The organism is Falsiroseomonas sp. E2-1-a4 (assembly GCF_051433165.1).
GTDB lineage: Bacteria > Pseudomonadota > Alphaproteobacteria > Acetobacterales > Acetobacteraceae > Falsiroseomonas.
In genome coordinates, this window is record NZ_JBHMFS010000005.1 from 250,240 (window position 1) to 265,239 (window position 15,000).

The 15,000-nt window shown below is 68.0% G+C and carries 11 protein-coding genes and 1 pseudogene; 6 read left to right on the top strand and 6 right to left on the bottom strand.

The features are described from left to right. The first annotated feature begins 22 nt into the window (after positions 1-22). Both parC and ACFHNC_RS08050 read left to right on the top strand, forming a co-directional pair. The gene (parC, locus tag ACFHNC_RS08045; RefSeq protein WP_437168700.1) at positions 23-2,263 is read left to right on the top strand and encodes a DNA topoisomerase IV subunit A; all 2,241 of its coding nucleotides are present in this window, start codon (positions 23-25) and stop codon (positions 2,261-2,263) included. A gap of 63 nt (positions 2,264-2,326) precedes the next feature. Beyond that, a complete protein-coding gene (locus ACFHNC_RS08050) occupies positions 2,327-3,472 on the top strand; it encodes an alpha/beta hydrolase (protein WP_437168701.1) in 1,146 nt (381 codons plus the stop codon). Positions 3,473-3,475: 3 nt separating this feature from the next. Here the strand turns inward: ACFHNC_RS08050 and ACFHNC_RS08055 are convergent, their stop codons facing one another. The 6 genes and pseudogenes from ACFHNC_RS08055 to ACFHNC_RS08080 all read right to left on the bottom strand — a co-directional run. Continuing rightward, complete coding sequence (locus ACFHNC_RS08055) at positions 3,476-4,258, bottom strand: arginyltransferase (RefSeq protein ID WP_437168702.1); 783 nt, start codon at positions 4,256-4,258, stop codon at positions 3,476-3,478. A gap of 38 nt (positions 4,259-4,296) precedes the next feature. Further along, positions 4,297-4,779, bottom strand: a complete 483-nt coding sequence (locus ACFHNC_RS08060) for an RDD family protein (RefSeq protein ID WP_437168703.1) — start codon at positions 4,777-4,779, stop codon at positions 4,297-4,299. Between the two features lie 19 nt (positions 4,780-4,798). Then, positions 4,799-7,138: a penicillin acylase family protein gene (locus ACFHNC_RS08065; RefSeq protein ID WP_437168704.1), complete on the bottom strand. Its 2,340-nt coding sequence runs from the start codon at positions 7,136-7,138 to the stop codon at positions 4,799-4,801. 47 nt (positions 7,139-7,185) lie between these two features. Next, a complete protein-coding gene (locus ACFHNC_RS08070; RefSeq protein ID WP_437168705.1) occupies positions 7,186-7,749 on the bottom strand; it encodes a hypothetical protein in 564 nt (187 codons plus the stop codon). Continuing rightward, entirely contained in the window at positions 7,746-9,257 is a 1,512-nt protein-coding gene (locus tag ACFHNC_RS08075; protein ID WP_437168706.1) for an aldehyde dehydrogenase family protein, read from the bottom strand. Before ACFHNC_RS08075 ends, ACFHNC_RS08070 begins: the two co-directional genes overlap by 4 nt. Positions 9,258-9,405: 148 nt before the next feature. Next, positions 9,406-9,819, bottom strand: a pseudogene (locus tag ACFHNC_RS08080) (Bug family tripartite tricarboxylate transporter substrate binding protein); the annotation flags it as partial. A 244-nt stretch (positions 9,820-10,063) separates the two neighbouring features. On the opposite strand from ACFHNC_RS08080, the gene ACFHNC_RS08085 reads away from it, so the two are divergent. The 4 genes from ACFHNC_RS08085 (at position 10,064) to ACFHNC_RS08100 (ending at position 14,882) form a co-directional block, all read left to right on the top strand. After that, positions 10,064-11,089 (top strand): AI-2E family transporter, encoded by a 1,026-nt coding sequence (locus ACFHNC_RS08085; protein ID WP_437168707.1) that lies wholly within the window; start codon positions 10,064-10,066, stop codon positions 11,087-11,089. A 308-nt stretch (positions 11,090-11,397) separates the two neighbouring features. Further along, a complete protein-coding gene (locus ACFHNC_RS08090; RefSeq protein WP_437168708.1) occupies positions 11,398-12,624 on the top strand; it encodes an HlyD family efflux transporter periplasmic adaptor subunit in 1,227 nt (408 codons plus the stop codon). A 6-nt stretch (positions 12,625-12,630) separates the two neighbouring features. Then, positions 12,631-14,592, top strand: a complete 1,962-nt coding sequence (locus ACFHNC_RS08095; protein WP_437168709.1) for a glycosyltransferase — start codon at positions 12,631-12,633, stop codon at positions 14,590-14,592. Positions 14,593-14,612: 20 nt separating this feature from the next. Further along, positions 14,613-14,882: a S24 family peptidase gene (locus tag ACFHNC_RS08100; protein WP_437168719.1), complete on the top strand. Its 270-nt coding sequence runs from the start codon at positions 14,613-14,615 to the stop codon at positions 14,880-14,882. Positions 14,883-15,000 lie beyond the last annotated feature (118 nt).

Here is a 15,000-nt window from a genome sequence, read left to right on the forward strand (position 1 = left end):
AACGAAGCGCGAATCTCAAACCATGCCGGATGACATCAAGACGCTGCCCGAGGGTGGCGACATGCGGGAGACCGGGCTCGCGGCGGCCCTGTCCGAGCGCTACCTGGCCTATGCGCTGTCCACCATCGTCAGCCGCTCCCTGCCCGATGTGCGGGACGGGCTGAAGCCGGTGCACCGGCGGCTGCTCTATGCCATGCACCAGTTGAAGCTCGACCCCGCCGCCGGCTTCAAGAAATGCGCCCGTATCGTCGGCGACGTGATGGGCAAATATCATCCGCATGGCGACAGCAGCATCTATGAGGCGCTGGTCCGCCAGGCGCAGGATTTCGCGGCGCGCTACCCGCTGGTCGAGGGCCAGGGCAATTTCGGTAACATCGACGGCGATAACGCCGCGGCCATGCGCTACACGGAGGCCCGCCTCACCGAGGTCGCCCAGGCGCTGCTGGAGGGCATCGAGGAGAATGCGGTCGATTTCCGCGCCACCTATGACGGCGAGGAAAAGGAACCGCTGGTGCTCGCCGCCGCCTTCCCGAACCTGCTGGCCAATGGCGCGGCCGGCATCGCGGTGGGCATGGCCACCTCGATCCCGCCGCACAATGCCGGGGAGCTCTGCGACGCCGCGCTGGTGCTGATCGAGAACCCCGAGGCAGGCATCGATGAACTTCTGGCGCATGTGAAGGGGCCGGATTTCCCCACCGGCGGGCTGCTGGTGGAAAGCCCGGAATCGATGCGGGAGGCCTATGCCACCGGCCGTGGCGGCTTCCGGTTGCGGGCGCAGTGGAATGTGGAGCCGCTGAAGAACGGCACCTGGCAGGTCGTCGTCACCGAAATTCCCTACCAGGTGCAGAAATCCCGCCTGATCGAGCAGATTGCGGCGCTGATGGAGGAGAAGAAGCTCCCGCTGCTCGGCGATGTGCGGGATGAATCGACGGACGTCGTGCGGCTGGTGCTGGAGCCGAAGACCCGCGCCATCGATGCGAAGATGCTGATGGAGACGCTGTTCCGTCACACCCAGCTCGAAACCCGCTTTCCGCTCAACATGAACGTGCTGGACGCGAACCGCACGCCCCGTGTGATGGGGCTGCGGGAGGTGCTGCGCTCCTGGCTGGACCACCGCCATGTGGTGCTGGTGCGGCGGTCGGAGCACCGGCTGGCGGCGATCGCGCGGCGGCTGGAGATCCTCGACGGCTACCTGATTGTCTATCTCAACCTGGATGAAGTGATCCGCATCGTGCGGGAGGAGGACAAGCCCAAGGACGCGCTGATGGCCACCTTCGGCCTGAACGAAACCCAGGCCAACGCGATACTCGACATGCGGCTGCGTGCGTTGCGCAAGCTCGAGGAAATGGAAATCCGCAAGGAGCATACGAAGCTCAGCCGCGAACAGGCAAAGCTGCGCGGGTTGCTGACCAGCGAGGCAAAACGCTGGGCCACCATTGCCGATGAGGTGCGCGCGACGCGGGACAAGTTCGGCCAGGCCACCACGCTGGGCCGCCGCCGCACCATCCCCGGCACCATCGAGGCTGGCGCCGTGGTGGACGAGACCGCCTTCATCGAACGCGAGCCGATTACCGTCATCCTGTCCGAGAAGGGCTGGATTCGGGCGCAGAAGGGCCATCTGGGCGCCGATGCGGAGCTGCGCTTCAAGGAAGGCGACAGCCTGAAATACGCCCTGCATGCGGAGACGACGGATCGCATCGTGGTGCTGGCGACCAACGGCAAGGCCTACACCGTGAAGGCCGAGACCATCCCGCGCGGCCGCGGCGATGGCCAGCCGGTGCGGCTGCTGCTGGACCTGTCCAATGGCGATGATGTGGTGACGCTGTTCGTCCACAAGGATGGCCGCCGCTTCCTGATCGCCGCGACCGACGGCAAGGGCTTCGTGGTGAAGGGGGAGGAGCTGCTGGCGGAAAAGCGCACCGGCAAGCAGGTGCTGGTGGTGGATGCGGCGGTGGAGACGCTGCTGTGTGTGCCAGCCGAGGGCGACAGCGTGGCGACCATCGGCAGCAACAACCGCCTGCTGGTCTTCCCACTCTCCCGGGTGCCGGAAATGGCGCGCGGCCGCGGCGTGCAGCTGATGCAGCTGAAGGACGGCGCGACGCTGAACGACGCCAAGGTGTTCAGCGCCAAGGAAGGCCTGGCTTGGCGCTATGGCGGCGGGGTGAAGATGGAGACGGACCTCCGCACCTGGACCGGCCAGCGCGCCGGCGCCGGCCGCATGCCGCCGGACCGTTTCCCGAAGTCGCGCAAGTTCGGCGTGTAGAAGATGGTGGACAGCCGGCCGCCTGGATGATCCGATCCGCCCCCAGAAGAACAGGGGGCGGACATGCCGAAGCGGAAATCGCCGAAGTCCCACGCCAAGTCTGCAAAGCGGGACAGTACCACCCTGCACTTCGCAACCAACCGCCCGCGCCTGTCGGACGGGTTCGCGCAGGATGCGGACCTTCTGGCCGGCGCGCACCACCCGCTGTTCCTCGGACGGGCGGAGGTGGGCTGGGTCGGCGACCCGATCGACACGGAGGCGCCGCGCACCCTGCTGCGCGCGCCGGAGATTGCCGGCGACGATGATTTCGTCGATCCGGTGGGCGGTGCCTGCGCCCGCGTGCTGGATGACTGGCTGGCCAGTGCCGCCGCGCGCGGTGCCGTGCCGCTGTTCTACCTCCACGGCTTCTCCAACAGCTTCAGCCAGGCGCTGCAACGCGCCGCGCAGATTGAGGAGTTCTATGAGGCCGAGGGACTTGCCTTGGCGCCGCTGGTCTTCTCCTGGCCTTCCGACGGCCGCCTGCTGGACCCGCGGCTGTTCGCCGCCGATGCGGGATTGCGGGAGCAGTATCTGGACGACCAGCGGGATGCCACCGCCTCCGGCCCTGCGCTCGCCCGGCTGCTGCGGGAGGTCTGGCGCGCCCGCAACCGGGCCGGGCAGGGCGATGCGGCACCGCGGCTGGTGCTGCTGGCGCACAGCATGGGCAACCACGCGCTGGCCTGTGGGTTGGAGGCGATGAACAACGGGCTGCTGACGCGGGAAATGGAGGGGCTGTTCGCCCAGGCCGTGCTGGTCAGCGCCGATGTCGCCAGCGATGCGCTGGAGCCGGGCCAGCCACTGCGCCTGCTGCCGCAGATGGCGGAGAAGGTGACGGTCTGCATCAGCCCGGACTCAACCCTGTCCGTCGCCAGCCAGATCGCCAACGGCAATCGCCGCCTCGGCCACTACGGGCCGACGACGCTGGCGGACCTGCCGCCGGGGGTGGAGGTGGTGGATTGCTTCAACGGCCTCGACTGGGGCTCGCGCGATCGCATCCTGGCCAAGGGCGGCAGTGAATGGGACGTGGTGCAGCACCAATGGTACCGCAACGACCTGAAGGCCCGCGCGGCCCTCGCCGCGCTGCTGGCTGGCAAGAAGGCGCCCTTCAAGACGCTGGAACTGGCGCAGCAGCTGGATAGCCAGCGCAACCGGCACGCCATACTGGTCTGAAGCTCAGCCTGTGACGGTCAGCTTTTCCTGGTGGTCCGGGGCCAGCGGTTCGGCATGGTCCTGGTGCTCGGCCAGCACCCGCCAGACGCCGCCGGCCAGGGTCTCGCTCGGCCGGAAGCGGGATTTGTAGGACATCTTGGCGCTCTGCGGCACCCAGTAGCCCAGATAGACAAAGGGCAGGCCCAGCGCCCGGGCGCGGGCGACCAGCCACAGGATGGTGTAGGTGCCCAGGCTGCGCTTGCCGCTATCGGCCTCGAAGAAGGAATAGACGGCGGACAGGCCATCCGAGAGCCAATCCGTCAGGCAGGCGCCGACCAGCCGCCCGGTGGGGTCGCGGAATTCCACCACGCCGGTGGTGATCGGCGTGTCCTCGACCATGGCGCGGTAATCGTAGAAGCCCATCGCCGCCATGTCGCCGTCGCCGTGGCGGGCGCCCTGGTAGCGCTGGAACAGGGCGAATTGCTCGGCTGTCGCGCGCGCCGGCAGTTCCGCCGTGGTCAGGTCGGCGTTCTGGCGGGAGATGCGGCGCTGGGTGCGGTCCGGCTGGAAGGCGCCTGCGACGATGCGGATGGGGATGCAGGCGCGGCAGCCCGGACAGACCGGCGAATAGGCGATGTTGTGGCTGCGGCGGAAGCCTGCGCGCGACAGCCTATCGTGAAGCGGCTCGGCCTCCGCGCCCGACAACTCGGTCACGATCTTCCGTTCCGTCCGCCCGGCGAGGTAGGGGCAGGGCAGAGGCGCGGTGGTGTAAAAGAATTGGGGGCGGCGTGCGGGGCGTTGCAACATCTGATTGAGACATAGTCTCGGCCTTCACCAGCCGCAAATCAACCATCCTCGGCAGCGTAGCCCGGTGTTCTTTCCGGCTGCGCCAGTACGGCGCTGCGGACCACCAGCGTGCCGGAAAACAGGTCGTGCAGGGCGCGGTTGCGGAAGGAGAACAGCGCCGCCAGCAGCGGCAGGGCGCCAGCGGCCCAGGACAGCGCAAACAAGGTGGTGGAGGTGAAGGCCTGCCCCAGCGTTGGCGCCGAACCATCCACATCCGACCTCACCGCCAGCCCCATCACCGCCTGGCCCGGCGTCGCCGAGAGTGGGGAGGCGATGGAGAGCGTGCCGTACAGAATCGGGAGAATCATCGCATAAGGCAGCAGCAGCAGCCCGCCCGCCAGCCCAATGGTGAACACCGCGAGCAGCGCCGCCTCGCCCCAGACGACCCAGGACAGCATCAGCACCAGTGCCGCATCGATAGCCCAGGCCACGAGCCGGCGGCGCAATACACCGTCGAACGCGCGGGGGTTGGAGATGGGCACAGGTTTTCTCCGAATCTGTTCACGGAGTTAGCCGGATGGAACCTGTCTCATTTTCCACGCGACGCCCCAGCCGCACAACGTCACCAGAACGCCACAGTTCCACCATGCTCGCGAAATTATCGGAGAGGGGGTGTCCGGACTGGCCGGTGGCGATGATCGCCCAGGCGCCCTCGGTATCCGCCAGATCGGAGACCATGCGCAGCCCGGCGCCATGCTGGTGCGCGAAGGGGGTCCCCCCGACGCCGCGCATGCCGCCGCGCGACAGGGTCTCGTTGTCGCCGCCGGTGCCGACCTCAAGCCGCGTCAGCGCCCCGAGCACGGGCACGAAGCGCAGCAGCGGGTGTTCGAAGCGGGCGACATGCGCAGCGCCCCAACGCCAGGCGGACGGGTCGCCGCCGTGCCCGGCTTCGAGATCCGCCACGGCCAGCCCCAGCGCGCGGGCCAGCAGCGGGGTGCAGCCCTGGGCGCCGCACCAGGCCTCGCCCCGGCCGGGTTGCAGCAACAGGCGGGCGAGGAATTCCGGCCCGGCCGCCGTGCCCTCCGGCGCCCCGCCTTCGCGCAGAGCCAATTCGCGGAACCGGCGCAGCCAGGCGTGGTGGATCAGCGGCTGCGGCAGGTCGGCGCGCATGTCCCCATTCCAATCCGCCAGCAGCGCATGGGCGCGGGCCGGCAGCCCCGGCGGCGGCGGCACCGCGCGCAGCACTGGCAGGATCTCCCGCGCCAGCAGGGAGACCACGTCATTCTGCATGGCGGCGAAGCCGGCGGCATTGTGGGTCGGGCGGGTGGCCAGCAATTCGCGGATGCGGCGCAGGCGCCAGTCGCCATACCAGTCGCGGCCGAGGAACACCGGGTGGTCGGCCGGCGCCGGGCGGGAATTGGCGTTTGCGATCAGGCCCGACTCCGGATCCTCGACATGCGCCATGGCATCGAAGGGCACGAAGCCGGTCCAGTCCATGCTGCCATCCCAGCCCCGCGCCGGCAGGCTGCCATCGCCGCTGGCGCGGATCGGCGTGCGGCCGAGCAGGTATTGCGCGATGCGCCCGGCGCTGTCCGCCACCAGCAGGGTCTGCGGCGGGCTGCTGAACAATGCGCCGGCGGCGCGGGCTTCCGCCACATTCGTCGCACGGTTCAGCGCCACCATCGCCGCGGCGGCCGTGTCGTTCGGCTGGAGGTTGGCCATGGCGACGGCCAGCACATAGCCTTCCGCGGCCGCCAACCCATCGAGCCCCGAGATCACCGGTCCGTGCCGCGTCTCACGCACCTGCAGGATCTCAGGCTCATCCCGCCCGCGGATGGCGATGCGTTCCTCGCGAACCGTGAAGGGGCGGGGGCCGTCCGGCGTCAGGTAGGCATCGGGGCCGGCCAGGCGTTCCACGAACACATCCTGGGTGTCTGAATGGGTGGTGGTGAAGCCCCAGGCGATGGATTGGTTGCGGCCGATGACGATGCCGGGCACGCCGGGGGCCGTGGCCCCGGCGCGGAACTGGCCGCCCGGCAGCTCGATCCGCGCCAGGTACCACAACACCGGCGCGTTGAAGCCGAGATGCGGGTCGTTCGCCAGGATCGGCGCGCCGCTGGCGCTGCGGCGGCCGGCCACCACCCAGGCGTTGGAGGCGGAGCCGGGCAGGGGGGCGTCCTCCCCGAAGACCGGGATCGCCGCCAGCACGCGGGCCAGATGCGGCGCGCTCGGCAGGTAGGCGAGGTCCGGGCGGCCGGAGCTTTCAGGCGGGGGCCAGAGGTCCTCCACCTTCGCGGGCGGCAGCGCCTCGGCCAGCGCGGCGCGCTCCAGCTCCCGCCGCCAATTGCCGGACAGCCACAGCCCCATCACCTTGCCCCAGAGCAGGGAGTGTTCGGGCCGCCAGGGCTCAGGCTCCCCGATCACCATGAATTCGGGCGCGGCCAGGCGGCCGCGCACGGCGAGTTGCGCGTTCACCCCTTCCGCATAGGCGGCCAGCATGTCTCGCGTGTCCGCGTCCAGCGCCGCCAGATCAGCCTCCGCCCGCGGCAGCAGGCCGAGGGTGCGGGAGAAACGGTCCAGGCGCAGCGCGGAGGGGCCGGCGAGCTCCGCCAGCCGCCCGGCGGCGCTGCGGCGCATCGCCTCCATCTGGAACATTCGGTCCCGCGCATGCAGCCAGCCCAGCGCCACCGCCGCATCCCGTTCCGTAGCTGCCTGGATGCGGGGGATGCCGTGCTGGTCAAGGCTGACCTCGACGGGTGCGGAAAGGCCGGGGACCGCCAGCTCCTCCCGCGCATTCGGCAGGGTGGTGAAGACCAGCGCCGCGGCAAAGGCGGTGGCCAGCACGCCCAGCACGAGGAACAGCAGGATGAGGCGGCCCGAGAGGCGAAGGAAAAAGCGCATGGCCGCCAGATGGACCGGATGGGCGGGGAAGGGAAGGGAGCGGCCGCCTACCGCCGGGGCGTGCCCATGGCGTCCAGCTTCTTCAGGAAGGCGGCGGATGCGGTGGCAAAGTCCGCGGCCGATGGATCCGCGGCCGGCTCGCCCGTATCGCCCAGATACCAGGCGCCGCCGGTCTCGCCGTCCTCGTCCAGCCGCCGCAGCCAGCCGAGGGCCGCGACCTCGTCGCCGCGGCGGTGCGAGATGTAGCGGTCCGCGGCCACCTCGCGCTTGCGCTGCCGGCCGCCGACCTTGGGCGTCCCGTCCTTGGCGACAAGCTGATGCGGATGCTTCGTGTCCGCCGGGGGCGACAGGTCGTATTCCGCCGCCAGGCGTGCCGTGAATTGCTTCAGCTGCGCCACCGCCTGCTGCGTCGCGCCGTTGCCGCCGCCGCTGCTTCGGCTGCCGTTGCCCCGACTGATCGGTGGCGGGGCGACGGGCAGCGAGTCCAGCATGCGCTGCGCCTCGGCATGGCGCGCACTCCGCTTCGGGTCGGCCAACACGCGTTCGGCATTGGCGCGCAGCGTGGCCAGCTCGGCCTTGGTCTTGCTGGTCAGATCGATGGAGGAGGTCATCCCATGTTCACCATGATGGTCTTCTTGTGGGTGAAGTGCTCCAGCATGGATTCCAGCGAGGCTTCCTTGCCGAGGCCGGAGGATTTCACGCCGCCATAGGACAGGTTGGCCTGCACCACGAGGTTCTGGTTGATCTGCACCAGCCCCGCCTCCAACCGGTGCGCCAGGTCCAGGCCGACCTTGAGGTTGTTGGTCCAGAGGCTCGCCGCCAGGCCGTATTCGCTGTCATTGGCCTCGGCCAGCACAGCCTCCGCATCGTCGAAGGGCTGCATCACGGTGACGGGGCCGAAGATTTCCTCCCGTACCAGGCGGCTATTGGCATCGAGGCCGGTGAAGATCACCGGGCGGATGAACAGGCCCTTCTTCAAGGCGGGGTCGGATGGCATGGCGGAGCAGACATGGGCGGTGGCGCCTGGGGTCTTGGTGCCTTCCTCGATGAAGGCCTGCACCTTCTCGAACTGGCCCTGGCTGATGATGGTGCCGATATCCGTCTTTTCATCCAGCGGGTCGCCCATCACCATCGCATCGACCGCCACCTTCATGGCAGCAACGAAGCGGTCGAAGATCGGGCGTTCCACATAGATGCGGCTGGCCGCCGTGCAGGACTGGCCCTGGCGGGTGAAACGCATGGAGGTGATGGCGCCGGCCACGGTCTTGTCGAAGTTGCAATCGGCGAAGACGATCATCGGCGACTTGCCGCCAAGCTCCAACGTCACCGGAATCAGCTTCTCGGCGGCCGCCTTGGCGACAATCTTGCCGGTCTCGACGGAGCCGGTGAAGGTCACCTTCTTCACCAGCGGGTGCGCCACCAGCGGCGCGCCGCATTCCGGGCCCTGGCCCGAGACCATGTTGAACACGCCCGGCGGCAGGATGCGGTTCATGATCTCGCAGATCCGCAGCACGGCGAGCGGCGCTTCCTCGGCCGACTTCACCACCACGGCGTTGCCGGCCACCAAGGCGGGCGCCACCTTCAGCGCCATCAGCAGCATCGGCACGTTCCACGGGATGATGGCGCCGACCACGCCCAGCGGTTCCCGCACCGTGACGGACAGCACATCGGGGGCGAAGGGCACGCTCTCGCCCTTCAGCTCACCGCCCAGGCCGCCGAAGAACTCGAAGACATCGGCCACCACATTGGCCTCGACGCGGGATTCGGTGCGCAGCGCCTTGCCGGTCTCCAGCGCGATCAGCAGGCCGAGTTCATCCACATGGGCGCGGATGGCGGCGGCGCAGGCATGCACCATGGCGCCGCGCTTGCGGGCCGGGACCTTGGCCCAGGCCTTCTGGGCCTTCGCCGCATCCTGCACGGCGGCGTCCACATCCGCCGCATCGCCCTCCGCCGCCGTCGCCACCTGCATGCCGGTTGCCGGATTCACGACGGCAAAAGTCTTGCCGGAGCCGGCCGGCACGTAGCGCCCGCCGATGAAATGCAGGCCGGACATGGCTTTCGCCAGCGCGAAGGGATCGGCGCTCGGCGCCTCGGGCGTCGGGTGGGCGTGTGCGGGCATATCGGACACCTCCGTGGATTTGCGCCCAGGCATAGACCTGGGCGCGTCCGGAGGGAACCGGCAGGCTGTCAGCTCCTCTGGATGCGAAGCCGGCGCGCTGAACCACGCCACGCCAGCGCGCGATTTCGGCCCGGACATGCGCCGCGGCGTTCTCCGGCGTGCTGTCCGAAATCGGCTCCGTGCCGATCTCGGACAGGCGGCGGCCCAGCTCCGGCTCCGCCACCGCCGCGTTGAAGCCGGCATTCAGCCGGGTCAGCACGGCGGGCGGCGTGCCAGCCGGGGCGGTGGCCATGATCCAGGTCTCGGCATCGAGGTCGGCGACGCCGAGTTCGGCCAGGGACGGGATGTTGCCACAGCGGCCGCCCGGGCGCCTGGTGGCCCGCGCATGGGCGCGCACCCGGCCATCGGCCAGGGCACCGGCGAGCGTCGGGATGGATTCGATGGTGTAGCCGACCTCGCCGGTCAGCAGCGCCTGCAGGGCAGGGCCGCCGCCGCGATCGGCCACATGTTCCACCTGCGCGCCGATCTTTGACTTGAACCACCCGCCGGCCAGATGCGGCATGTAGCCGACGCCGGCCGAGGCATCATTGGCCGCCCTGGCTCACGCTTCAGCACTTCGACCAGCTCCGACGGGTTAGGGCTGAGCCTGGCTGTCTGACGGCGCGCCGGATGTATAAGTAGCCCGCCTTTTTTTATGGTGCTTCCGGCAGCATCGCCAACAGTCCGGCAGCCCTGCCACCCAGAGCGTTGATGTGTGCATCGTCCGGTATGCTGGCAGCTTCGCGCTATCTTTGAAGGAAACGACGTTGGGACTCCTCGGCCCTTTTGCGCGCCGTGCCTTGGTGTTCTGGTTCCTGGCCGCCCTCTTTGTGCTTGCCTGGTACCTCACTGAAATCGCCGTCATAGTTTTTGGTGGGATCGTCCTCGCAACGGCGCTGAACGCCATGGCACGCCGTGTCTCGCGGCTGATCGGGTTACCCGACACGATTGCATTGGCCGGCGTCGTCATTGGCCTGGTAGCCCTGCTCCTGCTGCTGGTCTGGCTGCTGGGCCAGCAGGTTGCGCAACAAATCGGGGAGCTGCGCAGCACGCTGCCCCAGGCCATCGAGGCCGCAAGCCAGTGGTTGAAGATGGAGTCGCCCGTCGGGCTGTCCCTGTCGGAAGTCTGGACTCTCGCCAAGGAGGGCGGGGTGCCCTGGGCGAGGGTGGCCTCCTACGCCTCCATCGCAACTGGCGGTCTGCTGAACGTCGCATTGATCGCCTTCATTGGGCTCTATCTGGCCGTCTCGCCCGGGTCTTATTTCGGTGGCGCGCTTAAACTGGTGCCAAACGATTTGCGCCCGCGAGTGGCCACAGCTTTCCGCGCGGCGGGGCGGGGGCTGGAGAAGTGGCTGCTGGGCCAATTGCTCTCCATGGCCGCCATCGGCGCTTTGACCATGATCGGCCTGCTTGTACTGGGTGCGCCTCTGGCCGTGGCGCTCGGGGTGCTGGCGGGCATTCTGGCGTTCGTGCCGTTCTTTGGGCCGCTGGCCTTCGGCGGCCTCGCCGTGTTGATCGCTTTCACGGACAGCCCGACGCTCGCGCTTTACGTGGGCCTGCTGTGCCTTGGTGTCCAACAGCTCGAGGGTTACGTCATCACACCGTTCATCCAGCGATGGGCGGTGGCGCTGCCGCCAGTGCTTGGCCTGCTGGCTGTGATTATTTTTGGGTTGCTGTTCGGCATCATGGGTGTGCTGCTCGCCACGCCGATGATGGTGGTCCTGATGATCCTGGTGGAGAAGCTCTACGTCGAGGCGGGGCCGCCTTCCGAGGGCCATGTGGCGTCAGGCTGAACGCGACGCAGTTGCCACGGCCATGGGTCTTTGGCTGATGAGGTTCGTCAGCCGTCAGCGGCGCCAGATGTTCCTGGCCATGACGGGCACGGTGTTTTTTGGTCCAGGCCACGGCGTCGAGTTCCACGAATCGGGTCGACGGCACCAGCGCCGCGGACGCGTAGTTCCCTGCCGCGACGCCGGAAACGCCCGGGGTCTGTTGCCTGCGCGATGCACTCCACAAACCTAAAGGTATTCGCTGCGAGTTTAGGTTGATTTGACGAACACGTCATCATACTCAGGGCAACTGAGTACAAGGCGTTTGTCTCTTGCCCGACGAAGTGCGACCCCCTGACATGGCGTCGATTGGTTCAAGCCAGTCCGTCCGGCATCGTCTAAGGACCGTACAGCAGCGTCTACCTTCGCCCGGCAGAACGTTCCGTATCGCTCTTGGTATTTTGTTCATCGGCATCGGTGGCGTCTTCCTGCAGGACCGATTTTTGGCCACGGAAGTGCGCCAGGCCGTACTCTCCGGAGCCCTGGTCACATTGCGCACCCCGATCGAGGGCGTGCTGGCCATCAACCCTGATTCAGCGGCTGGTCTGATCCTTCCAACGGGTACCGGCCTGGCGCAGGTGCGAAACCCCCGAGTTGACACCACGCGCCTTAGTGATCTCACCCGGCAGCGCCAACTTGCCGAAGCCGAACGCGACACCCTGACCCGCCGCGCAGCCGAAACGGCCCAGGCGGTCATGATTGCCACCCGGCGTGCGGAGGCCTTCAGCGATGCGCGGCGCCAGATGCTGACCGCGCGCGTGCTGGAAATGGAAGCCAACGAAGCCGCCGCGGCAAGCCGCGCGCAGGAGGCGGGCGCGACACTGCGCCGAACCACAACGCTCACCGCGAGCGGCGTTCAAGCGCGCGCCACCCTGGAGACAGCCCGTCGCAGCGCGGCGGTGGCGGAGGCTGAGCTACGCGCCGCCAGAGACCGGCGCCGCAGCGCACTGGCAGAGCGCGACGCGGCGCTGTCCGGTGTGTTCGCCAGTGATCCCGCCAATGACCGCTCCACATCCGCCCAGACCGAGGACAGGCTTCGCCTGCTCGTGGCCGATCTCGCTGCGCAGCGTGACGAATTTGCTGCCCGCGTTGCGGCCCTGCGTATGCAGGAGGAGGCGGAGGAGGCCCGCATGGCCCTGCTTCGAGAGGCCCAGCTGACCGTACCGGTGCGGGCGCGCGTGGTGCGGTGGCTTGCGCAGCCCGGCGAGCAGATACGTGCCGGACAGGACATCGTGCTGCTGGCCGATTGTGGCCAGCCCGAGGTGACGGGCGGCGTCGAGCCACGCGTCCTGGCTCGCCTCACCCCTGGCGACCCCGTCCGCTTCCGCGCGGAAGGCGAGAGCGAGTGGCGGGCGGGGCATGTGACGGCCCTGCATGCTGAAGCGCCTGCCGCGGACGGCTCCGGCGGGCGCTACCAGGTGGTGGCGCGCCTTGCGCCGCGGCCTGACGGCCAGTTGACCTGCGACACAGGCCGGCTCGGCCGGCTGGTTTTTGACTGACGCGAAATGGGAGAACTGGCCACCGCAGCGGCACCCACGCTGATCCTGGCTGGCTTCGCGCTGCTGGCCCTGCCACATCTCAACCCCGACGGGCGCTGGCCGCGGCTGCTCGGCGCCATGTTCGTGACGGCGATGCTGCTGCGCTACATGGCTTGGCGCGTGACGGATACGCTGCCCTCGGCGGGGATGGACTTCAACTTCTTCGCCGCGATTGTCTTCCTGGTCGTCGAGATGTCGTCCTGCCTCGCCGGGATGCTGATGCTGCATGCCTTGTCGCGAACCACCAACCGAAGCGCGGAAGTGGAGGCCCACCCACCCGAGGGATTCCCAGGTGGAGCACCTCTGGTCGACGTTCTCATCCCGACCTACAACGAAAAGCGCGAGATCCTTCTGCGCACGCTGGTCGGCGCGTTGTCACAGGACTACCCGAATTTCCGGGTCTGGATCCTGGATGACGGCAGGCGCCCCTGGCTCAAGGAAATGACCGAGGATCTGGGCGCCCATTACCTGACGCGCGATGAAAACAGCCACGGCAAGGCCGGCAACATGAACGCCGCCATCCGGAAGCTGCTGCAGCGGCCCGATCGACCAGACTTCTTCGCGGTGCTGGACGCGGATTTCGTGCCGACACCCGTCTTCCTGCGCCGAACGGTCGCCCTGATGCACGACCCGGCCGTGGCCTGCGTCCAGACGCCGCAGTATTTCTTCAATCCCGACCCGATCCAGTTGAACCTGCGCGCAACCGGCGTGATCGCGGACGAGCAGCGCTTCTTCTTCGATGTCATCCTCGCTTCCAAGGATGCACATGGCACCGCCTTCTCCTGCGGCACTTCGGCTCTGGTGCGCCGGACGGCGCTGGAGGGCATCGGGCTGTTCCCGACCGAGAGCGTGACGGAGGACCTGCTGCTCTCCATCAAGTTCAGCGGGCAGGGCTTCCGGACCGTCTACCTGAACGAACCGCTCTCGGCCGGCCTGGCGCCGGAGGGGATGGGTGAATACCTGACGCAGCGCGGTCGCTGGTGCCTGGGCACGATGCAGATCGTGCGTACGCCCTGGGGTCCCTTCTCGAAAGGTCCGACGCCCTGGCTGATGCGCTTCCACACCATGGACACGGTCCTGTTCTGGACCGTCGGGTCGCTGGTGAAGATCCTCGGGCTGCTGGTGCCCATACTGTACTGGTGGTTCGGGCTGACGGTCATCCAGACCGACCTGCCCAGCATCATCTCCCATCTCGCGCCCTACTGGGTTGGCTGTGTCGTTTTCCTCGGCTGGGTCAGCCGCGGCACCAACCTGCCGGTGATGGCAGAGGCGGTCGGCCTGCTTGTCGCCAAGGAAGCGTTGAAGGCCAGCTGGATCGGGCTTTTCGGCTCGAAGAACCAGAAATTCCAGGTGACGGCCAAGGGCACGAACCGCGACCAGGTGGTTGTCCAGTGGCGGTTGATCACGCCGTACCTCCTGCTGGTCATGGCCACGCTGGGCGGGCTCGGCTGGCGCGTGCTGATGGGCCCTCTGCCCGGCACACCGCCGGACATCGAGGCGATGAACCTGTTCTGGAGCCTCTACAACTGCCTGGTGCTGTTCATTGCCTGCATGATCTGCGTCGAGCAGCCGCGCTTCCGGTCGGAGGAACGCTTCATCGCGGATGAGGAGGTGACGCTGATCGACTCCGGCGGCACCTGCTGGCCTGCGCGGATGCGGGACATCTCGATCGTTGGCGCACAGCTTGAGATGGCGGCGGCACCGCCGCTGGCAGAGCCGCTCCTGTTGCTCCGAGGGGCAGGTTTGCCGGACATACCGGTGACGGTGCGGCGTTCGGGCCCCGGCGTGGTGAACCTGGCTTTCGAGCCCTCATCTTTCGAGCGGGAGGCAATCATCCGCAAGATTTTCTCGGGCGCCTATATCGCACCGGTGACGCGCACGCCCCCCTTCGCGCTTATCCGGAGCCTCGCGCGGCGCGCGCTTGGGTAGCCGGGATCGGGTCGTTGGCGGTGGACGGCGACTCGATGGAACCCACCCTGCGAACCGGGGATACGGTGCCGATCGACTTCCGGCAGAACCAGCCCGGGGACAAGGACGGCATCTACGTGATCCGCACCGGCAACGGGCTGCAGGTGAAGCGGGTGCAGGTCGAGCTTGGCAAGCAGTTGATCACGGTGCTCTCGGATAATCCCGCCTATTTCCCGCAGCCGAATCTCAACCCAGACGACATTCATGTCATCGGGCGGGTGATCTGGCTGGGGCGGCAGGTCGGGGCATAGAACCGATCATGCGCAAAAGAGTGTAGCGCTACACAATCGCACTCCCCAAACCGCTGGCGATTCGTATTGTCACGGGATGCAGCGTCCCGCACCCCCCAATCCCCACCTTCCGCCGCAC